The organism is Gammaproteobacteria bacterium, assembly GCA_041395725.1.
Lineage (GTDB): Bacteria > Pseudomonadota > Gammaproteobacteria > Pseudomonadales > Pseudohongiellaceae > NORP240.
In genome coordinates, this window is sequence record JAWKZW010000001.1 from 4,388,084 (window position 1) to 4,411,547 (window position 23,464).

Annotated in this window: 21 protein-coding genes; 10 read left to right on the forward strand and 11 right to left on the reverse strand. The window is 56.8% G+C overall.

All coding sequences use genetic code 11. The features are described from left to right. The first annotated feature begins 117 nt into the window (after positions 1-117). The 3 genes from R3F50_19410 to R3F50_19420 all read left to right on the forward strand — a co-directional run bounded on the left by R3F50_19410 (position 118) and on the right by R3F50_19420 (position 3,579). Complete coding sequence (locus R3F50_19410; protein MEZ5492454.1) at positions 118-1,440, forward strand: heterodisulfide reductase-related iron-sulfur binding cluster; 1,323 nt, start codon at positions 118-120, stop codon at positions 1,438-1,440. Positions 1,441-1,494: 54 nt separating this feature from the next. Beyond that, positions 1,495-2,076, forward strand: a complete 582-nt coding sequence (locus R3F50_19415; protein ID MEZ5492455.1) for a DUF3501 family protein — start codon at positions 1,495-1,497, stop codon at positions 2,074-2,076. A 267-nt stretch (positions 2,077-2,343) separates the two neighbouring features. Beyond that, positions 2,344-3,579: a serine hydrolase domain-containing protein gene (locus R3F50_19420; GenBank protein ID MEZ5492456.1), complete on the forward strand. Its 1,236-nt coding sequence runs from the start codon at positions 2,344-2,346 to the stop codon at positions 3,577-3,579. Between the two features lie 113 nt (positions 3,580-3,692). Here R3F50_19420 and pspF read toward each other — a convergent pair whose 3' ends face one another. Next, positions 3,693-4,727: a phage shock protein operon transcriptional activator gene (gene pspF / locus R3F50_19425; GenBank protein MEZ5492457.1), complete on the reverse strand. Its 1,035-nt coding sequence runs from the start codon at positions 4,725-4,727 to the stop codon at positions 3,693-3,695. 326 nt (positions 4,728-5,053) lie between these two features. Here pspF and pspA point away from each other — a divergent pair, with 326 nt between their 5' ends. From pspA to R3F50_19445, 4 genes are all read left to right on the forward strand, one after another. Beyond that, entirely contained in the window at positions 5,054-5,710 is a 657-nt protein-coding gene (pspA, locus tag R3F50_19430; protein MEZ5492458.1) for a phage shock protein PspA, read from the forward strand. Between the two features lie 9 nt (positions 5,711-5,719). Further along, positions 5,720-5,977, forward strand: a complete 258-nt coding sequence (pspB, locus tag R3F50_19435) for an envelope stress response membrane protein PspB (GenBank protein ID MEZ5492459.1) — start codon at positions 5,720-5,722, stop codon at positions 5,975-5,977. Next, positions 5,946-6,839, forward strand: coding sequence for a PspC domain-containing protein (locus R3F50_19440; GenBank protein MEZ5492460.1), 894 nt, complete (start codon positions 5,946-5,948; stop codon positions 6,837-6,839). Before pspB ends, R3F50_19440 begins: the two co-directional genes overlap by 32 nt. Positions 6,840-6,986: 147 nt before the next feature. Continuing rightward, a complete protein-coding gene (locus tag R3F50_19445) occupies positions 6,987-7,577 on the forward strand; it encodes an NUDIX hydrolase (protein ID MEZ5492461.1) in 591 nt (196 codons plus the stop codon). Between the two features lie 36 nt (positions 7,578-7,613). Here the strand turns inward: R3F50_19445 and R3F50_19450 are convergent, their stop codons facing one another. The 7 genes from R3F50_19450 to R3F50_19480 all read right to left on the reverse strand — a co-directional run bounded on the left by R3F50_19450 (position 7,614) and on the right by R3F50_19480 (position 18,076). Further along, positions 7,614-7,958: an NGG1p interacting factor NIF3 gene (locus R3F50_19450; GenBank protein MEZ5492462.1), complete on the reverse strand. Its 345-nt coding sequence runs from the start codon at positions 7,956-7,958 to the stop codon at positions 7,614-7,616. Between the two features lie 269 nt (positions 7,959-8,227). Further along, complete coding sequence (purL, locus tag R3F50_19455) at positions 8,228-12,154, reverse strand: phosphoribosylformylglycinamidine synthase (protein MEZ5492463.1); 3,927 nt, start codon at positions 12,152-12,154, stop codon at positions 8,228-8,230. A gap of 124 nt (positions 12,155-12,278) precedes the next feature. Next, a complete protein-coding gene (gene tadA, locus R3F50_19460) occupies positions 12,279-12,812 on the reverse strand; it encodes a tRNA adenosine(34) deaminase TadA (GenBank protein ID MEZ5492464.1) in 534 nt (177 codons plus the stop codon). Positions 12,813-12,896: 84 nt separating this feature from the next. Further along, on the reverse strand, positions 12,897-14,477 hold the full coding sequence (gene guaA / locus R3F50_19465; GenBank protein ID MEZ5492465.1) for a glutamine-hydrolyzing GMP synthase: 1,581 nt from the start codon (positions 14,475-14,477) through the stop codon (positions 12,897-12,899). 200 nt (positions 14,478-14,677) lie between these two features. Further along, the gene (guaB, locus tag R3F50_19470; protein ID MEZ5492466.1) at positions 14,678-16,147 is read right to left on the reverse strand and encodes an IMP dehydrogenase; all 1,470 of its coding nucleotides are present in this window, start codon (positions 16,145-16,147) and stop codon (positions 14,678-14,680) included. Between the two features lie 189 nt (positions 16,148-16,336). Beyond that, a complete protein-coding gene (locus tag R3F50_19475) occupies positions 16,337-17,065 on the reverse strand; it encodes a TMEM175 family protein (protein MEZ5492467.1) in 729 nt (242 codons plus the stop codon). A gap of 3 nt (positions 17,066-17,068) precedes the next feature. Then, on the reverse strand, positions 17,069-18,076 hold the full coding sequence (locus tag R3F50_19480) for a hypothetical protein (protein MEZ5492468.1): 1,008 nt from the start codon (positions 18,074-18,076) through the stop codon (positions 17,069-17,071). Between the two features lie 253 nt (positions 18,077-18,329). On the opposite strand from R3F50_19480, the gene R3F50_19485 reads away from it, so the two are divergent. Both R3F50_19485 and R3F50_19490 read left to right on the forward strand, forming a co-directional pair. Beyond that, positions 18,330-19,130, forward strand: a complete 801-nt coding sequence (locus R3F50_19485) for a peptidylprolyl isomerase (GenBank protein ID MEZ5492469.1) — start codon at positions 18,330-18,332, stop codon at positions 19,128-19,130. Further along, a complete protein-coding gene (locus R3F50_19490; protein ID MEZ5492470.1) occupies positions 19,099-20,094 on the forward strand; it encodes a HupE/UreJ family protein in 996 nt (331 codons plus the stop codon). The genes R3F50_19485 and R3F50_19490 overlap by 32 nt, the downstream gene beginning before the upstream one ends. Before the next feature lie 12 nt (positions 20,095-20,106). Here R3F50_19490 and R3F50_19495 read toward each other — a convergent pair whose 3' ends face one another. Continuing rightward, a complete protein-coding gene (locus R3F50_19495; GenBank protein MEZ5492471.1) occupies positions 20,107-20,520 on the reverse strand; it encodes a hypothetical protein in 414 nt (137 codons plus the stop codon). Positions 20,521-20,706: 186 nt separating this feature from the next. Between R3F50_19495 and R3F50_19500 the strand changes: the two genes are divergently transcribed. Beyond that, entirely contained in the window at positions 20,707-21,681 is a 975-nt protein-coding gene (locus tag R3F50_19500) for an alpha/beta hydrolase (protein MEZ5492472.1), read from the forward strand. Positions 21,682-21,816: 135 nt separating this feature from the next. On the opposite strand, the gene R3F50_19505 is transcribed toward R3F50_19500, so the two are convergent. Continuing rightward, a complete protein-coding gene (locus R3F50_19505; protein ID MEZ5492473.1) occupies positions 21,817-22,326 on the reverse strand; it encodes a VOC family protein in 510 nt (169 codons plus the stop codon). 83 nt (positions 22,327-22,409) lie between these two features. After that, positions 22,410-23,447, reverse strand: a complete 1,038-nt coding sequence (locus tag R3F50_19510) for a peptidyl-alpha-hydroxyglycine alpha-amidating lyase family protein (protein ID MEZ5492474.1) — start codon at positions 23,445-23,447, stop codon at positions 22,410-22,412. Positions 23,448-23,464 lie beyond the last annotated feature (17 nt).

Consider the following 23,464-nt stretch of genomic DNA (forward strand, 5'->3'; position numbering starts at 1 on the left):
CCCGGGCTGTCGCCTTCGGCGGCACCCGGGATTTTTCACGGTAATTCAACAGCGTTCGTCACACAGTAATCCACAACAAATCTATCCGCGTCAGACTCTCCAGTATCGAGGTAACCCATGGCGACTGAATCAGGCAGAGAAGGTGGCCTCCAGGCCCCTACCCGTCATCCTTTAAATCAGAATGACCCCAAATTCTGGGATGAGCAGGATCTCAACCAAGAGCTTGAGCGAGTCTATGATATCTGTCATGGCTGTCGTCGCTGCGTAAGCCTGTGCAACGCGTTCCCCACCCTGTTCGATCTCGTCGACGAGAGCGAAACCATGGAAGTGGACGGCGTTGCGGTGGCCGACTACAGCAAGGTGGTGGATCAATGTTATCTGTGCGACCTCTGCTACCTGACCAAGTGTCCCTATGTTCCCCCCCATGAGTGGAACGTGGATTTCCCCCATCTGATGCTGCGTGCCAAAGCAATCAAATTCAGGAAAGGCGACACCAAATTCCGCGACAACATCATTACCAGCACCGACCTGATTGGAAAAGTGGCCACCTCTGCGCTGGTAAACGGTGCAGTCAATGCAGCCAACCAGAACAGTACCCTTAGGGGCTTGCTGGATAAGACCCTTGAAATACACAAGGACGCCAGGCTGCCGAAGTACGTGCGCCCGACACTGCGCAAACAATTCGCAGGCAGGTCAGTCAATCCTGACGCCACAGACAAGGTCCTGTTGTTCACCACCTGCTACTGCAACTACAACGAACCCGATATCGGCGCCGACGTCATCAAAGTGCTGGAGCACAATGGCGTCGAAGTCTCGCTCATGAACCTGGAACACTGTTGCGGTATGCCCAAGCTGGAACTTGGCGATCTCAAGACCGTCGAAAAACTGATGGAACGCAACATTCCCGAAATGTATGAGAAAGCCAGGCAGGGCTACAGCATCCTGGCGGCGGTGCCGTCCTGTGTGCTGATGTTCAAACAGGAATTACCGCTGATGTTTCCCGACGATGAACGTGTCGCCGAGGTTGCCAGGGCATTCAACGACCCGTTCGAGTATCTGTTCAAGCTGCATAAGGCAGGCAAATTGAATACTGATTTCAAAAATGAGCTGGGCGACATCAGCTATCACGTCGCCTGCCACCAGCGAGTCCAGAATATCGGACCAAAAACCAAGCAGGTACTGGAGTTGATACCCGGCACCACGGTACAGAATATCGAACGCTGTTCCGGCCATGACGGCACCTACGGGGTCAAGAAAGAGACGCTGAAATTTGCTAACAAGATCGCCGCCCCTATAGTCAAGCAGATCAAACAGAAGGAGCCTGATCATTACGGCAGCGACTGCCCGGTGGCCGGACGCCATATCGAGAACAATCTCGACAACGGCCAGCAGCACGAACATCCCATGGAACTGCTCCGTAAGGCGTATGGGCTGAACTGATTCATTTGTTTATTTCTCTTATTTATTTCAACGACAGAGGCAAACTCAACCACTATGAAAAAAATTGCTGTTGACGATCTGCAAAGCAACGAGGCCTACAACGCTCAACGACCCGCATTTCGCAAAGCGATGATAGAACACAAGAACAACCGTCGCGTTCAATTAGGTCCCAATGCCACCGTACATTTTGAAGACTATATGACCATGCGTTACCAGGTTCAGGAGTTGATGCGTGCCGAGCACATCTCCAACGTCGACGAAATCAGGGAAGAACTGGAAGCTTACAACCCCCTCATACCGGACGGGGAAAATTTGAAAGCGACATTCATGATTGAATACCCTGACGAATCAGAGCGCCGCGAGCAACTTGCGCGCCTGATCGGTATCGAGCATAAAATTTCCGTAGTCATTGACGGGCAGGACCCTGTTTATCCCATCGCCAACGAAGACCTGGAACGGAGTACTGACGAAAAAACCTCCTCCGTGCACTTTCTCCGCTTTGAATTCCCCAGACAGGCGATACAGGCTGCCAAAGGCGGTGCACCCTGGACGCTGCGCTGTGAGCATGAAAACTACTCGCACGAGACTCTGCTGCCAGATAACGTCCGCGCGTCGCTGGTCAAAGACTTCGATTGAGCCCGGTTACGAGGCAGCCACCGCGCTGCCTCCTTCCTGATGCCCCCGGCGCGATAGCGTTCTGCGTGGCTCGGCCCTTCTCCCGTCAGCGGGCTTTATGCAGAGCCCGCTGTCAGGTCTTCCGCGCCCCCTGGCGTGTTTCAAGTCCACTCAAAACCGATCGCGGGAATTCCTGCGTTCCCGCTTCCTTATGCTATGATCGCTGCGTTTTTTCGTCGATACTTGCATCGTCTGAGAATCGCTATCACTAAGAGAGGTTCGGTATTTATGAGAGAGAGAATATTTGGGGCGCTGCTGATTGCAGTGCTGAGCGCAGCGTTTTCCCTGCCGGCAACCGGTCACCCCCCGATCAGTTCCATCAACCGGGTGCACTCAAGCAATTTCGGCCTTGACGAGTCAGAACTGACTGACATCAAGAACCAGATGCAGGCTGCCATAGACAGCGGCCATCTGCCGGGTGCGATGCTGATGGTCGGCAATAGTGATGGCGTCGGCGCGCTGTTGACTGTCGGTACGCAGGGTCCCGAAGACAACACCCCCGTAAACACCGATACCATCTGGCGCATCTACTCGATGACCAAGCCGGTAATCAGCGTGGCCACCATGATGCTGGTGGAGGAAGGCCTGATCCGGCTGGACGATCCGGTCTCAAAGTACATCCCCGAATTCGCCAACCTGCAGGTTATCAATGAAGAAACTGGTGCAACCCGCCCTGCGACCAACACCATGACGGTCCAGCACCTGCTCACCCAGGAGTCTGGCATCGTGCAGGAAATTTTTGCCGGTGGGACACCGCTGGGAAATCTTTACCAGGAGAAAGTGACCACGGATGGCAAAACGGCACTGCAGGTTGCGCAGAGCATCGGCAGGCTGCCGGTCCTGTTCGAACCCGGCACGCGCTGGCACTATGGACATTCAACTGACGTCCTGGGAGCTGTCATCGAAGTAGCCGCAGGTCAACCGCTGGATGAACTCCTGCAACAACGAATTTTTGACCCCCTCGGCATGGACGACACCTCTTTCTGGGTACCAAAGAGCAAGGCCTACCGGATTGCCGAACCCAGCCATGGCGTCATGGAAGACAACACCGTCGAACGGGCTTTCCTGTCCGGCGGCGGTGGCCTGAACTCGACAATTGAGGATTACGCCCGTTTTGCCATCATGCTTCTCAATGGCGGGGAGTACTACGGTGTACGTATCATCAGTGAACAAACCCTGGATTTGATGACCAGCAAATACATTGGCGATTCCGTTTCACGGCAAAACTTTTTCTACGGCAACCAGGGCGACTGGGGACTTGGCTTCCACCTGCAACCGACTACCGATGACCCGAACGGGCCATACAATTTTGGCTGGCGGGGCATCGGCGGTACCCTGTTCCTGGTAGACCGGGAAAACGATTTCTATCTGCTTTACATGGAACAGCGCCGAGGCGGCCCCCGCGGCGCACCTTTCAGTAACAACCATGCACAACGGGTCGTTTACGAGGCTATGGGCAATTAGGTCTGAGCCTTTTTCCTGCCGTGTATCGGGCCGTTACAAAAACGCGCCGATACTCGGAAGCCGGCAAACCTCCACCCGGGTACCACATTAATCTGTGGTCCCCGGGCAGAGCACTACTGGCCAAGCAGGTCGTATTTGCGCAGGTAACCGCGCAACTGGTGGTAACTGAGATTGAGTCTTTCGGCGGCTTTTTTCTGATTGAACTGACTTTGCTCCATCGCCTGCCTGATCAGGTCTATCTCAAAATTCTGTACCGTCTCTTTCAGGTCGATGGCCTGGTCAGACTGCAATCTTGGCGGGGCAGCATTGCCGCCCTCTGGCGTCGAAGCCGCCGTGTCGGTGCCTGACGATCCGGAGGACGATTGAGGCCGATACGGAGACTCGAAAGGATTAAAAACCAGCCGGGCAATTTTCTGATCCCCGTGCTGATAAACTGCCCGCTCAATGACATTTTTCAACTCTCTGACATTCCCAGGCCAGTCATGGCTTAGCAACGCCTTCTGAATCTTGCTGGTGAAGCCGGGGAAATATTCCCCGCCGATCTCGTTTACCATTGCCATGGCAAAATGCTCGGCCAGGATCAGGATATCCTCCTTGCGGGCCCGCAGTGGCGGCAGGGTAATAACGTCAAACGCCAGCCGGTCCAACAGGTCGTCCCGGAACCGGTTCTGCCTGGCCAGTGCCGGCAGGTCTTCGTTAGTGGCGGCCACCAATCGGACGTCGACCGTCAACGTTTCATTGCCACCCAGCCGCTCAAATTCACCGTATTCGATCACCCGCAAAATCTTTTCCTGCACGGCCAGTGACGTATTGGCAAGCTCGTCCAGGAACAGCGTGCCGCCGTCCGCGCGCTCGAAGTAGCCCTTCCGCTGTCGGGTTGCTCCAGTAAAAGCACCAACCTCGTGCCCGAACAACTGGGCCTCCAGCAGCGTCTCACTCATCGCCGCGCAGTTGATCTTCAGGAAAGTCTGCTCCCAGCGACGGGACAGGAAGTGCAGCCGGGCAGCCACCAGTTCCTTGCCGGTTCCTCGTTCGCCAACGATCAGGACCGGCTTATTGAGGGGCGCCACCAGGGAAATATGTTCCTGCATCTCCAGGAAAGAAGCCGATTCGCCCAGCATGCGAGGAAGGGATCTTTTGTCAGCCATTACTTTTTTCTTTTCAGCTAGTTAGGGAGTTTTATTCAAGCTTTAACTTACCTGAATCATCACTGCACCAGGCACCGGTAGTCTACCGTTGTCAGCGTCATGACCCGAGTTTAACCGATCCCCGCTTTCTTTGGTGAATTTAGCCAATTATTAACGCTTCTAACCTGCACAACAAGCCAGGCTAACCAGGGTAACGTTTTAATTTCTTTATTTTCAACCTGTTAGGAGAATGCAGAAAGTTGGCACAGTCCCTGCTCTCCTCTAATCGACGGCGCAAAAATCCCCTGGGATGCCGGAACAAGTTTATTACTGTCGAGGTACGACTCATGAGCATATTTTCGCGAATGACTGACATCATCAACTCCAATATCAGCGCCTTGCTGGATAAAGCAGAAAATCCGGAGAAGCTGATCCGCATGGTGATCCAGGAGATGGAAGAGACCCTGGTAGAGGTGCGTAGCGGCACCGCCAAGGTGATTGCCGAGAAGAAAACCCACACCCGGCGTATGGAACAGCTGCGGCGTCAGGCGCGGGACTGGGAAGAAAAAGCCGAACTGGCACTGTCCAAAAACCGGGACGACCTGGCCAAGGCAGCACTGCTGGAGAAATCCAGCGTCAACGCAACGATTGAGATCATGGAACAGGATATTGCCCGGCTGGACGAAACCCTGGACAAACTCAGCTCCGAAATCGAGCAGCTACAGGCCAAGCTTAACGACGCCCGGGCACGCCAGAAAACGCTGATGATGCGGACCAAGGCCACACGCTCCAGGCTCGATGTCAATCTGCAGCTCAATAACTACACTATTGACAATGCCATGGACAAATTTGAGTATTACGAGCGCAAAATCGACCTCATGGAAGGGCAGATGGAGAGCGCCAACGTCGAGCAGAAGAGCCTGCAGAGTGAGTTTGAAGAACTGGCACGGGAAGAAAAAATAGACCGGGAGTTGCAGGAACTCAAGAACAAACTGAACAGGTAGGATACCGCCATGGGACTATTCGAGTTCATCATTTCGCTGGTCAGCATCATTCTGGGTTGCGTCACCCTGTGGCTTCTCCTGTTCTACGCACGGAGAGACAAACGCCCCAGGGTCAGCGAGTCAGACGCCAGATACGATCTTGCCCAGTTATCCTCCATGGCCGAGTCGTTGCAGGAACGCATCGATATACTCGAAGCCATTCTCGATGCCGAAATTCCGGACTGGAGAGAACAGAATGAGCAGCCAGCCCAACAATCTAAGAATTAATCACGCGGAACGCAAGTTCCTCGGCGTATGCGCCGGCATCGCCGACTACCTGGACATGCCTGTGGTGCTGGTGAGGATCATCTTCATCATCAGCATCCTGACCTGGCCTACCCTGATTCTTGCCTATTTCGCCCTGTATTTCTGGCTCGACCGGAATCTCAGCACGGAAAAAGTGACCGACTGGCTGAGCGGCAGCACCCCGACCAGGCACTTGAAGAATCTGGATTATCGTCGCCCACTGTACCGTAACAGGCGCAATCGGATAGTGGCCGGGGTCTGCAGCGGTATTGCCGATTACCTGGAAGTCAGGCCGGTACTGGTTCGCGGAGCAGCGGTTCTGGCCGCGTTTGTACTGGGTCCGTATGCGCTGCTGGGCTATGCCGTTTGCTGGTTTGTCATGGAACCTAATCCCGCCCCCCGCTACGGCAGACAGGGGCACCGCTCTCACCGCAGTAAAAAGCGGTATAGCCGGCGCAATTCCCGCAAGGGGTTCTCTTCCAGTCGCATCAATATCCCCGATGACGATGAACTCGACGACATGGCCGATGAAGCCTATGCCGAAGCAATGGCAGACAGTGATCCGGTCTTTGACGAGAGAGATCTGGATGGACCTGAGGACGGGCATGCGGGTACGAAAGAGGGATCGCGCTTTGGTCTCTATTCCGATTCCGTGACCGCCAAGCGGGAACATTACCGCAAAGCCAGGAAGGCGCGACAATCCAGCAGCCGCCATTCCTACAACGAAAAATCCATGGAAGAGTGCGCAGACACCTACTATGCGCTGGAGAATCGCCTGCGGGAACTGGAAGCCTTTATCACCTCAAAGAAGTTCCGCCTGCACTGCGAAATAAGCCGCATCTGATTTCCGGATCGCTGATTTCCCCTGCCCGCCACCCCGGAACAGATCGACTTCAGTCGAAACCGGGCGTGGCGATACCGTAGCCCAGCGTTTTCTCAGCCCCCACATCCAAGTACACTACCGACCTAACCAAGGCTCAGAAAACTGTTTATGAAATTTTGCCATCACTGCGGCGGCACAATACTGCAGCGCATTCCCGAAGGCGATGACAAGCTCCGTTATTGCTGCACAAGCTGCGATGTGATTTTTTACCAGAATCCCAAGAACATCGTTGGCACACTGCCTGTATTCGAGGATCGCGTGCTGTTGTGTAAACGCGCGATTGAGCCCCGCCGCGGTAAATGGACTTTGCCGGCCGGATTCATGGAAAACGGGGAGACCACGCTGGACGGCGCGATACGGGAAACTGCCGAAGAGGCAGGAGCAAAGGTGCGGGTGCAGGAAAACAACCTCTACACGCTTTTCAACCTGCCCTATATCAACCAGGTCTACCTGTTCTTTCGCGCCGAACTGCTGGATCTGAACTTCGCTCCCGGGGTGGAATCTCTGGAAGTGGAGTTATTTCGTGAGGACCAGATACCCTGGGACGAGATTGCTTTCCCGGTGGTGCGCAGCACGCTGGAACACTACTTTATTGACCGGACTTCAAATCGGTTTCCGGTCCGCATGTTTGATGTCCACTACGACGGCAACCGGGGGATAAACACGCGCCTGGTCAGCCATAGCCACAGTGACGACTAGACCGCGCCCTGCGCAGGGGCCATGGAAAACCCCCGGTTATCTCTCGCCTGCGGTGATGCCCACTCCGGATTCAAGCCTCAGTACCGCATAGGCGGGCTCTTCGTAAGGGTGCGCGGCCTTCATGGCGGTCACGGCGGCTTCCAGCCGCTCTTCGGCACACACCAGTTCGACCTTGAACTCCACCACGGTTTCCAGCTCCCCTGCCGAACCGATGAACGGCGAGCTGTTGTCCCCGGGCTTGAACTGGCCAGCACCACGGGTCTGCCAGGCACACTTTTCGTAGTCGCCTACCCGGCCCGCCCCGGCAGCAAACAACGCTTCCTTGACCACTTCAAGATGGGTCTCGGGAACATAAAACTCGATCCGGTAGAGTTGCGTCATTCTGGCTGTCCTTTCATTGAATACTCATTGCGCCACCGGCAACCGTTTCCACGGACAACCGACTGACGAACACAGTTAAAAATGGGAGTCCTGACGCCTGACTCTAAATCTGCAATATCCAGAACGAGAGCTCTCCAATAGCCGGCTGGCTGGCAGGCTGCTGAAAAATGTTTTAAGCGCAACCACCAGGCGAAAAAGCGCAGTTCAGCAGGTGCAAATGAGCCTGATGAGTCAGGCTCTGACACGCGTAATGCTTTTTTAACAGCCTGCTAGCCGAACCAGCTACGTCCGTTCCGGAACAGTCGCAGGGCAGGCGCATCCTCCTGCCAGTCGTCCGGATGCCAGGAATTCTGAGTTGCGCGGAATACCCGTTCCGGGTGCGGCATCATGATCGTTACCCGGCCATCACGACTGGTTGCTCCGGCAATCCCCGCCGGTGAACCGTTAGGGTTGAATGGGTAACGTGCCGTGATTTGCCCGCGATTGTCCACGTACTGCAGTGGCACCCTGCCACTGGCCAGCAGACTGTCGTGCCCCTCCTCCTGATCAAACCGGGCACAACCCTCGCCATGGGCGACAGCAATCGGGAACATCGAGCCGGACATCCCTTTGAGAAATACCGAGGCTGATTCCGCAACCCGAACGCCAATAAAGCGCGCCTCGAACTGCTCAGACCGATTTCTGACAAAGCGCGGCCAGCCATCAGCGCCCGGGATCAATTCATGCAGCAGGGAAATCATCTGGCAGCCGTTACAGATCCCCAGCGTCAGCGTATTGTCCCGTTGAAAAAACCCTTCAAACTGCGCCCGCAGCTGTTCGTTGAAAAGAATGGATTTCGCCCATCCACCTCCGGCGCCCAATACATCGCCATAGGAAAAACCGCCGCAGGCAACCAGCAGATCAAACTCTTTCAGGTGTGCCTGTCCGCTGGCCAGGTCAGTCATATGGAGATCGACAGCATTGAACCGGGCCCGATGAAACGCGGCCGCCATCTCGACCTGTCCGTTGACCCCCTGCTCACGCAGCACCGCGACACGGGGCTGCACCCCCCGGTTAATGAAAGGCGCTGTCGTGTCAGCATCGGGGTCGAAGGTCAACGCCACCGCCAGGCCAGGATCCTCTGCATCCAGAATGCTGTCGTACTCTTCGATGGCGCACGCTTCGTTGTCACGCAGCGCCTGAATTCTGTAGCTGGTTTCAGACCAGATCCGCTGCAGGTCTACGCGACTCTCGTTGAGCAATACTCCGGAGTGATTGCGCACGATAATCCGATCATCGGCACTGACAACACCCAGAGAGTGCACACAGTCAGCCAGACCCAGTTCCTCGGCGAACTTATGCACGCTTTCCAGGTCTTCACTTTTTACCTGCAGCACAGCGCCCAGCTCCTCACTGAACAGACTCGCCAGAACCTGGCCCTTTTCTCCAGCCTGCGGCAGTTTGATATTGAGACCGCAATGGGAGGCAAAAGCCATTTCCACCAGGCTGGTCAGCAGGCCACCATCCGATCTGTCGTGGTAAGCCAGCAGCCTGCCCTCCGCGCGCAACCGCTGCACCAGACTGAAAAACGCGCTCAGATCCGCCGGGTTGTCCAGGTCTGCCGGCGCCGAACCCAGGCGTCGGTAGACCTGTTCGAGAGCAGATCCGCCCAGCCGGTTTTTGCCCCGCCCCAGATCCACCAGCAGCAGAGCAGTCTTTTCCCCGTCCACTCGTAGCTGTGGCGTAGAGGTCTTGCGTACGTCAGTGACCGGCGCAAAAGCCGATACAATCAGTGACAGCGGCGCCGTGTTACTGCGCTCGGTGCCGTCCTGCTGCCAGACCGTGCGCATCGACATCGAATCCTTGCCAACCGGAATGCAGATTCCCAGTTGCGGGCAGAGTTCCATCCCTACCGCCTCCACAGTCCGATACAGGTTGGCATCCTCTTCACCATGACCCGCTGCCACCATCCAGTTGGCAGACAATTTGATATCACCCAGTTCCGCGATCGGCGCACTGGCTATGTTGGTAATGGCTTCGCCTATCGCCATGCGCCCTGATGCCGGCGCGTCGAGTACGGCGATAGGGGTACGCTCGCCCATCGCCATCGCCTCGCCCCGATAAACATCAAAGCTGCTGGTGGTAACGGCGGCGTCTGCCACCGGCACCTGCCAGGGACCAACCATCTGGTCACGGGCCACCTGCCCGGTAATGGACCGGTCGCCGATAGTAATCAGAAAGCTTTTGCTGGCCACGCTCGGCAGCTGCAATACCCGCTGCAGCGCTTCGCCAAGGTCGATGTTTTCGAGATCCGGCGCACTGTACTGCCGCTGGAGTGAAACCGCCTGCCGGTGCATCCTGGGCGGTTTACCGAACAGCACGTTCATCGGCAGGTCAATGGGATTGTTGCCAAAATGGGAATCCTGCAGGCGAATCCACTGTTCATCGGTCGCTTCGCCCACCACCGCAAAGGGACAGCGCTCCCGGACACATATCGCCTCAAACTGCTTGAGACTGTTATCGGCCACAGCCAGTACGTAGCGCTCCTGGGCTTCGTTACACCATATCTCCAAAGGCGACAGCTGTGCTTCGGCGCTGGGGATATCCCGCAGTCGGAAACTGCCGCCACGACCGGCATCCTTCACCAGTTCCGGCAGGGCATTGGAAAGTCCACCGGCGCCCACATCGTGGATAAACTTGATGGGATTGTCGTCACCCAGTTGCCAGCACCGGTCGATCACTTCCTGGCAACGTCGTTCCATTTCCGGGTTGTCCCGCTGAACCGAGGCAAAATCAAGGGCCTCGCTGCTGGCGCCGGCGGCCATGGAACTGGCAGCTCCGCCGCCGAGGCCGATCAGCATAGCCGGTCCGCCCAGCACGATCAGTCGGGCACCGACCTCCACAGCCCCTTTTTCAACATGCTCAGGGCGGATGTTGCCATAGCCGCCAGCGATCATGATGGGCTTGTGATATCCGCGCACTTCGGGTCTACCGTCTGCGCCCGTTACCTGCTCTTCAAACGTCCTGAAATAGCCACACAGATTAGGCCGACCAAATTCGTTGTTAAAAGCCGCTCCACCAAGCGGAGCTTCGATCATAATATTCAGCGCCGAGGCAATATGGCCAGGCTTGCCAAAATTCTGCTCCCAGGGGCGCGGCAGACCGGGCAAATGCAGGTTTGAAACACTGAACCCTGTCAATCCAGCCTTCGGCCTGGCACCGCGGCCGGTGGCCCCCTCATCGCGAATCTCTCCGCCAGACCCCGTCGAGGCACCGGGAAATGGCGCAATGGCCGTGGGATGATTATGGGTCTCGACCTTCATCAGTATATGTACCGGCTCCTGGTGGAAGCCGTACTGGCGATTGCCCGGATCCGGGAAAAACCGCCCGGCAACAGGCCCGCTCATTACCGCGGCATTGTCTGCATAAGCCGACAGGACGCCCTTCGGCGCCTGCTTATGGGTGTTGCGAATCATCGCGAACAGGCTGTGATCCCGGGGTTTGCCGTCCAGGGTCCAACTGGCATTGAATATTTTGTGTCGGCAGTGCTCCGAATTGGCCTGGGCAAACATCATCAGCTCCACGTCACTGGGATTGCGTGCCAGCTGACTGAAACTGTCGAACAGATAGTCCACTTCATCAGGCGCCAGCGCCAGCCCCATCAGCTCATTGGCTTCCTGCAGCGCCGCCCTGCCCACGCCAAGAATATCGACAAACTCTAGTGGTCGCGGCTGAGAATCCTGAAACAGCAAGGCCCCCTGCTCAGGTTGATCCAGCACGGCCTGGGTCATCCGGTCGTGTAATTGGTCGTCCAGCAGCACCCTCTCTGTCATGGATAATTGCCTGCTGCTGACTATTTCGTAAGTGATGCCCCGCTCTACGCGCCTGATTCGGGTCAAACCGCAGTTATGCAGAATCTCAGTCGCCTTACTGGACCATGGCGACAGGGTCCCAGGCCTGGGAACAACAAGCCTGACCTGTCGACCTTCATCGGCCCCACCCTCCGGAGGCGGCAGCGTCGCTGACCTATCCGGCCCGTAATCAAGCAGGGCCTGGAGCTTCGCCATCTCGTGCGCGTCAAGAGTCTCCTCAACCGCTACAAAATGCACATAGCGATCATGAACCGCGTTTATTGCCGGGATGATGGCTTGCAGATTTGCGAGCAGTTTCGACTTTTTAAATGCTGAAAGAGCGGGAACTCCGTACATCAGAAGCATTGAATTTCAGTCCTTGATTGGTGTGCATGACGATCTGGTGCGAATGATAGAGGAAATAGTGCCCCTTTGCCGAGGATGTCTTTTGCTGTATTACCAGGACAGCCGTTCGGGGTCGACCGGATCATCACGATGACGACTCTGATTCACCGGGGTCAGAGCCAGCTCTGGCAACTGACGCAGGAACCAGGCCACGTCGGACACGAAAAAAGTCCTGCAGCAGCGCAGCACAGCAGTCACGACTCACCCCTTCGATGACTTCGATCCGGTGATTGAAATACGTGTCTTCCCGCAGTGCTCTCTGACTTACCACACTGCCGGCACGAGGTTCACGGGCACCGAACACCACCGTACCGACGCGCGCATGCATGATGGCCCCGACACACATGGTGCAGGGTTCGATGGTGACATAGAGAGTGGTATCCGGAAGACGGTAGTTTTGCAGATTGCGGGCCGCCGCCCTGATGGCGACTATCTCTGCATGTGCCGTTGGATCGTGGCTGCTTATTGGTTGATTGAATCCTTCACCAACAACTTCGCCTGCAGAGACCAGCACAGCCCCGACCGGAACCTCACCCAGCTCTGCAGCCAGGCCGGCCAGCTTGATGGCGCGGGCCATCCAATAGTCATGATTAACTGGATCTATTGCTGTGTCGGTCATACCAGTATTCCAGCGGTGAAAGCTGGAGTCAGTCCGAATTCCCACTTGAACCTGCTGTTGTCTGTCGAGAATATTCCGGACTGATCATTCCCACTCTATAGTCGCAGGCGGTTTGGAGCTGATGTCATAACCGACCCGGGACACTTCTTTGATTTCGTTGATGATGCGGCTTGATACGGTTTCCAGTAATTCGTAGGGGAGCCGCGCCCAGCGGGCGGTCATGAAATCTATCGTTTCAACAGCTCTCAGGTTGATCACGTAGGAATAGCGCCGCGCATCGCCAACCACGCCCACGGACTTTACCGGTAAAAACACGGCGAACGCCTGGCTGACCTTGTTGTAATAATCCGCTTTATGCAGTTCCTCGATGAAAATCGCATCAGCGCGGCGGAGGATCTCACAATACTCTTCCTTGACCTCTCCCAGAACCCGAACACCGAGCCCCGGCCCCGGAAAGGGATGGCGGTACACCATCTCGTAGGGCAGGCCGAGTTCGAGTCCGATCTTGCGGACTTCATCCTTGAACAGTTCACGTAAAGGCTCCAGTAACTTCAGATTCATGTCGTCAGGCAGACCACCCACATTGTGGTGGGACTTGATCACATGGGCCTTGCCGGTCTTGGAGCCGGCCGATTCAATCACGTCCGGGTAAATGGTGCCCTGGGCCAGCCAGCGAACATTATTTAATCTGGACGCCTCTTCATCAAACACGTCAATGAAGGTATTGCCGATAACTTTTCGTTTCTGTTCCGGATCAGCTACGCCGCGCAAGTTGTTGAAGAAGCGCTCCTGGGCATTCGCCCGGATAACCTTGACCCCCATATTTTTCTGAAAGGTGGCCATGACCTGCTCCCCCTCCTCCAGGCGCAACAGACCGTTGTCAACAAAAACACAGGTCAACTGATCACCGATGGCCTTGTGCAGCAGGGCTGCCACGACCGAGGAATCAACTCCGCCAGACAGCCCAAGCAGCACTGTATCGCTACCTACAGCCGCGCGCACCCGTTCGACAGCGTCCTGGATGATACTCGCCGACGTCCAGAGCCCCTCACAGCCACAGATATCCCGCACAAACCGATCAAGAATCCTCTGGCCCTGGAGCGTATGCGTGACCTCGGGGTGGAACTGCAGACCGTAAAAGTGGCGCGACTCATCCGCCATGGCGGCCACCGGGGCACTCTCGGTGGCGGCGATAATTTCAAAACCTTCCGGTACCTCGACAACCTTGTCGCCATGACTCATCCAGACATCAAGCTGCGCAATGCCTGCTCCGCTGACGCGGTCTTCGATTCCCTCGAACAGACTCCCGGGGCGGGTGATTCCCACCTCGGCATAGCCGAACTCCGATTTGTCGGAAGGCTGCACCCTGCCCCCCAGCTGCTCCGCCATGGTCTGCAGTCCATAGCAAATGCCCAGTATTGGCGTACCGGCCTCAAAAAGAAAGGCGGGCGCCCTCGGGGAATCCTGCAAGGTGGCGGTTTCCGGACCACCGGAAAATATAATCCCCTGAGGATTGAACTCCTCCACTCGCTCCTGCTCGCAGGCATAATCCCAGATTTCACAGTAAACGCCTGATTCACGAATGCGTCTGGCGATGAGCTGAGTGTATTGGGACCCGAAATCAAGTATCAGAATTTTCTGGCTATGAATGTTGGTTGCGGACATTTTTTGACACTAAGACAAGATGGAAAACAGGAAGTCTGAGCTGTAGAGGCAGAACCACAATCCCCCGGCACAGTTCTGGAATTTTACTCTCAAAACTGCATAGCGAACGGATTGCGAAAACAGACAATTGACACTTCCGATAAAAAAACAGCGAGGAATCAGCGCCCTGATTCCTCTCAGAAAAGGCGGTTTACCGCCCCTTAACTAACCCGGTAATTAGGTGCTTCCTTGGTGATGGATACGTCGTGCACGTGGCTTTCACTCATCCCGGACGCCGTTATTTTCACAAACTGGGGTTTGGTACGCATCTCCTGGATAGTGGCACATCCGGTGTACCCCATGGATGATCGCAGGCCGCCCATCAACTGATGGACAATGGCTGACATACTGCCCTTGTAGGGAACCCGCCCCTCGATACCTTCCGGTACCAGCTTTTCAGCGCCAGAACCCGCATCCTGAAAGTAACGATCACTGGAACCCTGGGAGCCGGACATGGCACCCATGGACCCCATGCCACGATAGGCCTTGTAACTCCGCCCCTGGTACAGTTCGACTTCACCGGGAGCCTCTTCCGATCCTGCCAGCAAGCTGCCAACCATAATCACGTGTGCGCCGGCCGCCAGCACCTTGGCGATATCGCCGGAAAATCTGATACCCCCATCAGAAATGATACAGACATCCGTATCCTTCAAAGCATCAACCACATTAGCCACTGCTGTAATCTGAGGAATACCGACGCCGGTCACTATACGTGTGGTGCAGATAGAGCCTGGCCCAATACCCACCTTTACCGCATCGGCTCCGGCCGCCGCCAGATCCCGGGCCGCCTCCGCCGTGGCTATATTGCCGCCTACCACTGCGATCTCCGGATACTTCTGCTTGATGCGGGTAACTTGGTCTATGACACCCTGTGAGTGCCCGTGTGCCGTGTCGACCACAATGACATCCACACCCGCTTCAACGATGGCGTCGACCCGCTCCATGGTATCCGCCCCGGTGCCCACCGCCGCCGCCACCCGAAGGCGACCCAGCTCATCTTTGCAGGCGTTGGGGAAATCTTCGGACTTGCGTATGTCCTTCATGGTGATCAGACCACACAGCTCGAAGGCGTCATTAACCACCAGAATTTTCTCGATACGGTGTCGATGCAGCAGCATCTTCACTTCATCCATATCGGGTTTTTCTTTAACGGTTACCAGACGCTCCCGCGGTGTCATGATCGATTGGACCGGGGCGTCGAGGTTAGCCTCAAAACGCACATCCCGGCTGGTCACGATGCCCACCAGGCCGGTGCCGTCGACGACCGGCAATCCGGAAATGTTGTTTTCCTTCATCTGATCGATGAGATCCCGGATCGTTTCCCCCGGGGAGATGGTTATGGGGTCCTTAACCACCACGCTTTCGTATTTTTTGACGATGCGTACTTCCCGGGCCTGACGCTCCACGGTCATACTTTTATGAATGACACCCAGTCCACCTTCCTGAGCCATGGCAATCGCCAGACGCGCTTCGGTCACTGTGTCCATAGCGGACGAAATCAGTGGAATGTTCAGCACTATGTTTCGGGTCAGGGAGGTGGTCAGCTCGACGTTCTTGGGCAGAACCGTGGAGTGAGCGGGCACAAGCAAAACATCATCGAATGTTAGGGCTTCTTCAGCTATACGTAACATAAGATCTACTTTCCGCAAAAGCACATTATACAGACGGGGTCCAGGCTTGTACAGAATGCGACCAACATGCCCCAGTGTCGGCCTGAACGCAGCATCCCCTGGGTACCGGGGTGCCGGCTCGGTCACGGCGAGTCTGAGTGAAACTTAACCCGCCTAGGGGAAACAACCCCTTTCACGGATTGGCCGGAGTTACTGCTTGCCGCGCGGATCGTTGCGCCCATAGCGAAAGTCGGCCAGGGGGATAGTAATGAACAGGCTGAAATAAATGTATGCGGACCAGACTAATTCCTCTTCCTCGAAGAGCAGCGCCAGAACGATCGATACCACGCCGGTAATCAGAACGACCAGCCAGGTGAGACTCATACGCCGGCAGAAATACAGCTCGAAATCGTTAAGGCAAAGCTCCCGCCGATGCTGCAGGGCATTCTGATACAGCGCTATGATGATAATCGATAACGTGATAAGCCCGATGGCCACGAACAGAAACAGGCTGCGCACACCCTCCCAGGTCATGTCAGGCAGCTGAATACCCAGCAGGCCACCGCTCAGATAGAGGACCGAAGCCTGAATGACAAGCTTGATCGGATAGACGAAAATCAACATCAGCATGACCAGGGCAAGACTGAGATAAATCGTCAGCCGGTCCTGCAGGCCAAAGGTACGGCTCCAGGTGGCATGGGATAGCCAGACGGAGCCGATGATCGTGGCACTGATAACAAACGCGGGTATATCCCGGGACAATTCCAACAGTTCCTGGGGACTGCGGGGTATCTCGTCGATACTGATTACCAGCATGGTAAACGCAAAGGCAAAGGCAGCGTCGACAAAGGTTTCGATGCGGGTCATGCTTTCCCCCCGCAACAGCCGCCCGTCGTCTACACGGCAGGTGGCGAGAAATTCCTTGGATAGTGGCTCCACGCCTTACTCCCCGGCCTCACCAAACGCCAGCCTGGCGATAGCAATGCCGCTCTCGCCGGCTACCGAATACAGCAGGTAGATTTCCCCATCCTCCTCGAAGAGGGCCGGATCCCGGAGTTGATTGACCCGCTCATCGATATGGCCACGACGGGATGGCGCGATCGGCAGGTCGGCCCCCTCCCAGCTCATTTCCGGACGCAGTACTTCAACCGGCTCAGAGTCCCGCCAGCTGTGCCAGTCACCTGCCAGGTCGATGGTGGAAAGGAAAATACGTTCCGGGGCATGGCCGGCCTGGGTCCAGAATACATACAGCGTGTTGCCCCGGACCAGCAACGCCGAGTGACGCATGGCCTCGTTGAACAGGTCTGGCCCGGCCGCAAAGTTGCCGATCCCATCGGCTGAACGGTACAGGTATCCCGGCATCGCCAGGGCATAGTAGAAGGAATCGTGCTTCACCACCCTAAAATACGGGCGGCCCAGCACCTCCGGCCGGCCCTGAAAGTGAATGCCATCATGGGAAACGGCCAGTCGGGTCACCTGCTTCCCGACCTCCCGGCCATGCACATACATGACGATCTGCCGCAGGTCCTCGCGCACATGCACATCGGGAGACGCTATATGGGCATAGAGGGCGCCGCTGGCCCCTGGCGCCAGGGAACAGGGTGGACAGGTGGCAGGAAAATAGGAATCCTCCAGTTGCAGGGTGCCGGGTGAATACACTGTCCATGGCCCGGTCAGCTGATCCGCGTAGGCCATGCGGATATAGGTGCCCCTGTGATCAGCGAAGTACAGGTAATATTTACCCAGCGGGTTTTCCACCCAGTCAGGCACGCGGATCAGTGATGGACCCTGAATATTGCCTCCCATACGCTCGTCCATGTCCGGTCTGATGATCGGCCCGTCTCCCAACCGGACCACCGAGATGGCGGGTATTTCCTCGGCATTCAGGCTGCCCCCGGCGATAAACAGGCCTGGCAATAGCAGGCTTACCAGCAGTTTTCCAATTTTCATTACCTCTCTCCCCTTCGGCCTCGTTCACCGGCCTTCTTGATCCGCTTATCCAATCAGCCCTCAGTCCAGCTTTATTCCGGGTTGATTCCAACTTCCTTACCGGCCTTCTGGCCAGGAATACCGCAATCAGCTTCAATTCCTGCCCAACCTACCACATGCCGGACGCATCGTGAACTTGGCTTGCCCCAAAATTACCCGAGACATTACAATACCGTCACCTGTCGATAACCTAGCGACTCTGGCGCCTACAACCATGCAATTCAGAATACTGCGGGAACCCACCTTTCACTTTCTCGCCATGGCGGCGGCAATCTCCTTATTTTACTGGTTATTCAATAACAGCGATTCCCAACCACTGCAGATTGACTGGCAGGAGGTCGAGGCTCGCATTCTGGTTACTGAACTCACCCAAGGCTACCCTGCCACCGAGCAACAGAAACAGGAAATTGAGAATCTGCTGGTCGATGACTACATCCTTGTCATGGAGGCCTACAATATGGGGCTTCAGAACGATGCCCGCATCAACGACATCCTGGCCCAGAAGATGCGTCATGTACTGAGCGGTAACGTGATTCAGCCCTCCGAGCAGGAGCTTGATGCATTCTATCAGCAGAACCAGGCTCTCTATCGGCAGACCGCCAGAGTGACCGCCACCGAACTGGTGTTCAATGACACCGCCCCGCTGCCCGCCGATGTCGCCAGACAGCTGGCTGATGGCGTGGCGGAACAGAATCTGGTCAGCGACCTGGAACCCATTGCGGGCATACTGCCGCGCGTCACCCGCGACGACCTCGCCAGCATTTTCAACCCAGAGTTGGCTGACCAGGTCTTCGAGTCAACGGCAAACCGCTGGATCGGCCCCTACCTCAGCAACCGGGGCCAGCATTGGCTTCAGGTACAGCAGCATTACCCAGCCCGCAACCCACCCCTGACGGAAATCATCGAGCGTGTGAGACTGGACTGGATAGGCCGGGAAGAAGAGGCCCGTCTCCAGGTAGAAATAGACCGTTTGCGAGATCGCTATGCCGTTTCCATTATCAATCGCCCTTCATAACCTGCTCGCCTGTCTGCTGCTGTTTCTGGCGGCCCCGGCGGTCGCGCACGATGTGGATGTTACCGGCGTGGCGCGCATGTTTCTGGACGAAACCTCCCCGGGTTCCTACCGCCTGTCGGTGGTGGATCGCCAGGTTCCTCCCCTGCGTGATCTGACTGACGTAGTGCCTGCACGCTGCACCGTAGTGGAAGGACCACGGACCCAGAGCTTCCACTGCGATCCCCGGCTCGATCAGTCTGATCAGCTGGTACTGCCCTGGTCATTGGAGGGGCTGGTGGTCGTCGCCAGGTGGAGCGACGGATCGGAGGGGTCAGGTTATTTTCGCGGTAATGGTGCCAGGATAGCCGTACCACTCAGCGAGCTGAGGGCCGGCTCCGCCTCCCTGGCGGCTCTTGCCTCGAACTATCTGATCAGCGGTGCGGAACATATACTATTCGGGTTCGATCACCTGCTGTTCGTATTTGGCCTGTTACTGTTATTACGGGGCATCTGGCCCCTGATCAAAACCATCACTGCCTTCACGGTGGCCCACAGCATCGCCCTGGGGCTGGCAGTGCTGGGTGTTGTGAATGTTCCCTCGGCACCAGTGGAAAGTATCATTGCCCTGTCCATCGTGCTGCTGGCCCGGGAAATCATCATGGGGCTGCGGGGCAACCTCAGCCTGGTCCACCGCCTGCCCTGGCTGATCGCCTTCCTGTTCGGCCTGTTTCACGGCCTGGGGTTCGCCGGGGCTCTGGGCGAACTGGGCCTGAGGAACGCCGATATCCCCCTCGCCCTGCTGTTCTTCAACCTTGGCGTGGAGTTGGGGCAGCTGGGTTTTATCGCCGCGGTGCTGGTGATCAACAACCTGATAGGGAAACACTTCATCCAGCGTATGCCACGCCTGGAAACCGCCCTGGCCTATGGCCTGGGCGGAATTTCCACCTATTGGTTGCTGCAACGCCTGCCTGGCCTGCTGGGGTGACGGCCGGCCCGGTTACTGCGGCATATAGCGCTGATGACAACTCTCGCAGGGTGGGTACAACTGATCGTTGCCGGCATTGAACAGTGCCTCCTCATCCTGCTCTGCAATAGCGGCTAGAGCAGCCCGGGCTGCGACAATCATCTGTTGACTGTATTCCTGCCAGTCTTCATTGGCGGCATTGGGGCCGGTGCCATTCAGCAAGCTGCCTGCAGCGACCACCGTCAGGGCGGCGTTCTCAAGTTCCTGCCATTGTGCCGGCGTCTGAATTTCGTAAGCACCCCACAACGTGCCCGTCATCGGGGCAATAATAGCTTTCATTATCTGCTCTACTGTAAGCCCGGAATCCTGCCCAGCTCCACTACTGGCCGCAATCAGGCTTCCCCCGATCAGCACGGTCACTGCCACTTTTTTCAGCCTGGCTCTCATCGTAATACTCCTTTTCCAGTTTCAGCCCGTAACAGTTTACTAAGCGCATTCCAGCGGGTATTGGCCTATATCAATAGCCAATGGGTCAGGCTTCGCGGCAACTGACCCGGCGCTGCTTAACAGTCAGCGCCTAATCTGTTCTAATCAGACCTGATCTGCAAGTGGAATAATCCGGGAGAAAACGCCATGACTATCACGATCACCAACGACCGGGCGGGCTATAACACGCGCCGTCGACGCAGGATGACCGCAGCAGGATTCATGGCAGCACTCTGTCTGGTGTCCGTGTACGCACTGGCCGATGCCTGGACGGAGGCAGAACACGGCTACGCGCAGAACGGCGATGTCCGCATCCACTACGCCACTATGGGTGAAGGTCCGCTGGTAGTGATGATTCACGGCTTTCCGGATTTCTGGTACAGCTGGCGCCACCAGATGGAAGGGCTCAGCAATGACTTTAAAGTTGTCGCCATCGATCAACGGGGCTACAACCTCAGCGACAAGCCTGCTGGCCAGGCCAGCTACAATATGCGGCACCTGGTTGGCGACGTCGCGGCGGTGATTCGCCATTTCGGCCAGGAGAAGGCCATTGTTGTCGGGCATGACTGGGGCGGTATCGTCGCCTGGCAGTTCGCCTTTGCCAATCCGCAGATGGTCGACCGACTGGTCATTCTCAACCTGCCCCATCCCAACGGCATGGCCCGGGAACTGGCCAATAACCCGGAACAGCAGCGCAACAGCGGGTATGCCCGGGCTTTCATCGAGGGCTCTCCCACAGATCCGGACATCTTCTTCGGCGGCCCCATGAATCCGCAGTCTCTGTCCGGTTGGGTCAGCGACCCGGCGGCACGAACACGCTACGTGGAAGCCTTCGGCCAGTCAGACTTCGATGCCATGCTGGCTTACTACAAGGAAAATTACCCGCGGGTGGATGGCAGTGCACCTGCGCCAGCACCGGCCCCGCAGCTGGATGTGCCCCTGCTGATTTTCCATGGTCTGCAGGATACCGCGCTGCACTCCGACGGACTCAATAACACCTGGGACTGGAACGATGCGGATACCACCCTGGTCTCGGCTCCGGATGCCAGCCATTTTGTTCAGCAGGATGCCGCCGAGCTGGTAACCACCACCCTGCGCTGGTGGTTGCTGTCCCGTCAGTGAGAACTGCCGGATCGGGTCGTTAATAAATTTTTGAGATTCTGGCTCTATTTATCTGATTAATAAGAATTTTCAATCCAGAAATCTCTCATCCCCGACACGAAGTAAGCCCCGGTAGCATCCGGGCAAACCCGTCACTCAGCCCAGATAGCCGTGCTGCGCCAGCTGGACCAGATTGCCATCGGGATCGGGAAAGTACAGCTGATCGCCACCGCTGGTCCGGTTGGCCGGGTCGCGGTTTACATTACCCTGTACACCGTGTTCCGCCAGCCTGGCATTCAGGCGATCGGCATCGTAGTCGTCTACCCCGATACACAGATGGTGCATGCCCCGGGTACCGGCGATGTTGTACAAGCCCAGGAAACTCTCGTCTCCGAGGCCCATGTTGAGTCCGCCGTTGGCCGGCCGGCTGATAATTTCCATCCCCAGCACGCGGTTGTAGAACTCGGCTGAGCGGTTCACGTCGCTGACCGACAGAGAAAGATGATTCATCGACCTGCCTGTCGCCACCGGTGCGGGCGTTTGCGCCTGACCCGAACGGGACAGTGCCGCAGCACCGGTGGCCACGAGCAATGAAGTCACCAACTGGCGACGGGTCAGTTTTTTCTCTTCGTATTGGCTGATAAGCGCTTCTATGTGATTTTCCATCGTCAAACTGCCTCCTGAGACTGTTTTATAAACTGTATTTCCACTCTCCCCACCTTGCCTCGATGCTGTTCCCGCTGCCCGGGTCAGCGAAGGACATGGCGTTCCAGCATCTGCCGCCGCACAACCGCGCCGTAGACATTACCCTCGGCATCAACGCCGACACCTTCCGCACCCGAGTGGGGGCCAGTCAGCGACTCGGCATCTTCGATAAAGGCGTGAACGGTCCCGTCAACAGCGGAGCCGATGCGAATCCCCTTCCTGATACCCATCAGTTCATTCGCGCCAGTGTCTGGCCCGGATTCCGAATCCGCCACATAGAGGATGTCATCAGGGGTGATAAAAATCCCGCTGGGTCGGCCGAACTGACGCCATTCGTCCAGGAACTCCCCCTCCTGACTGAACAGCTGGATACGATTGTTCTCCCGATCGCCAACAAACAGGCGCCCCCGGGAATCCATGGCGATGGTATGGGGCTCACTCAATTCACCCGGCCCTGAGCCCTTTCGGCCGAAGGCTTTGATGAAGCGACCGTCTGCCGAGAAATGCACGATGCGGTTATTGACCCCATTGCGATGACTTTCCGCCACAAAGATATCACCGGAGCGCGGGTCGACAACCACGTCATTGGGCCAGAACAGCTGGCCCGGGCTCGATCCACCCTGCCCCCGGACTCCAAGTGTCAGCAATACCTCACCCTCGGAACTGAACTTGAAAACCTGATGACCGATCGCGCCGTTGTCACGGGCATCGGTAACCCACAGATTTCCCTCACTATCAACCGTGGCGCCGTGGGGAAACACAAACAGCCCCTGTCCAAAGCTGGCCAGCAGCTGACCGGCGTAGTCGTATTTGAGTATTGGTGGTTCACTGCGGCCCTCGCAGGAATTGGCGGCACAGCGGTGTACAACATAGATAAAACGACCATCCGGCGATACCTCGACAGCCGTAACGGCGGCCCACTGCATACCCGGCGGCAGCTCCCCCCAGTTGCGCTGTGTCAGGTAGGGCTGTGGCAGATCATTGCGCACACCATGAACCACCGGAGCGGTCGGCTGAGCCCATGCGGCAACGCCGATCAACATGCCGGCAATCAGCCAGGCGGCCCGCGGGTTGAATGTCATCACTTTACCCCCTGTTC

Excerpts from the sequence above, each read along its gene's own strand:
- R3F50_19440 (MEZ5492460.1), top strand. The coding sequence starts at position 5,946 with ATGAGCAGCCAGCCCAACAATCTAAGAATTAATCACGCGGAACGCAAG.
- pspF (MEZ5492457.1), bottom strand. The coding sequence starts at position 4,727 with ATGGCTGACAAAAGATCCCTTCCTCGCATGCTGGGCGAATCGGCTTCT.
- purL (MEZ5492463.1), bottom strand. The coding sequence starts at position 12,154 with ATGCTTCTGATGTACGGAGTTCCCGCTCTTTCAGCATTTAAAAAGTCG.
- R3F50_19495 (MEZ5492471.1), bottom strand. The coding sequence starts at position 20,520 with ATGAGAGCCAGGCTGAAAAAAGTGGCAGTGACCGTGCTGATCGGGGGA.
- R3F50_19480 (MEZ5492468.1), bottom strand. The coding sequence starts at position 18,076 with ATGAAAATTGGAAAACTGCTGGTAAGCCTGCTATTGCCAGGCCTGTTT.
- tadA (MEZ5492464.1), bottom strand. The coding sequence starts at position 12,812 with ATGACCGACACAGCAATAGATCCAGTTAATCATGACTATTGGATGGCC.
- R3F50_19445 (MEZ5492461.1), top strand. The coding sequence starts at position 6,987 with ATGAAATTTTGCCATCACTGCGGCGGCACAATACTGCAGCGCATTCCC.
- guaB (MEZ5492466.1), bottom strand. The coding sequence starts at position 16,147 with ATGTTACGTATAGCTGAAGAAGCCCTAACATTCGATGATGTTTTGCTT.
- R3F50_19510 (MEZ5492474.1), bottom strand. The coding sequence starts at position 23,447 with ATGACATTCAACCCGCGGGCCGCCTGGCTGATTGCCGGCATGTTGATC.
- R3F50_19490 (MEZ5492470.1), top strand. The coding sequence starts at position 19,099 with ATGCCGTTTCCATTATCAATCGCCCTTCATAACCTGCTCGCCTGTCTG.
- R3F50_19485 (MEZ5492469.1), top strand. The coding sequence starts at position 18,330 with ATGCAATTCAGAATACTGCGGGAACCCACCTTTCACTTTCTCGCCATG.
- guaA (MEZ5492465.1), bottom strand. The coding sequence starts at position 14,477 with ATGTCCGCAACCAACATTCATAGCCAGAAAATTCTGATACTTGATTTC.
- pspB (MEZ5492459.1), top strand. The coding sequence starts at position 5,720 with ATGGGACTATTCGAGTTCATCATTTCGCTGGTCAGCATCATTCTGGGT.
- R3F50_19410 (MEZ5492454.1), top strand. The coding sequence starts at position 118 with ATGGCGACTGAATCAGGCAGAGAAGGTGGCCTCCAGGCCCCTACCCGT.
- R3F50_19415 (MEZ5492455.1), top strand. The coding sequence starts at position 1,495 with ATGAAAAAAATTGCTGTTGACGATCTGCAAAGCAACGAGGCCTACAAC.
- R3F50_19450 (MEZ5492462.1), bottom strand. The coding sequence starts at position 7,958 with ATGACGCAACTCTACCGGATCGAGTTTTATGTTCCCGAGACCCATCTT.
- R3F50_19420 (MEZ5492456.1), top strand. The coding sequence starts at position 2,344 with ATGAGAGAGAGAATATTTGGGGCGCTGCTGATTGCAGTGCTGAGCGCA.
- pspA (MEZ5492458.1), top strand. The coding sequence starts at position 5,054 with ATGAGCATATTTTCGCGAATGACTGACATCATCAACTCCAATATCAGC.
- R3F50_19500 (MEZ5492472.1), top strand. The coding sequence starts at position 20,707 with ATGACTATCACGATCACCAACGACCGGGCGGGCTATAACACGCGCCGT.
- R3F50_19505 (MEZ5492473.1), bottom strand. The coding sequence starts at position 22,326 with ATGGAAAATCACATAGAAGCGCTTATCAGCCAATACGAAGAGAAAAAA.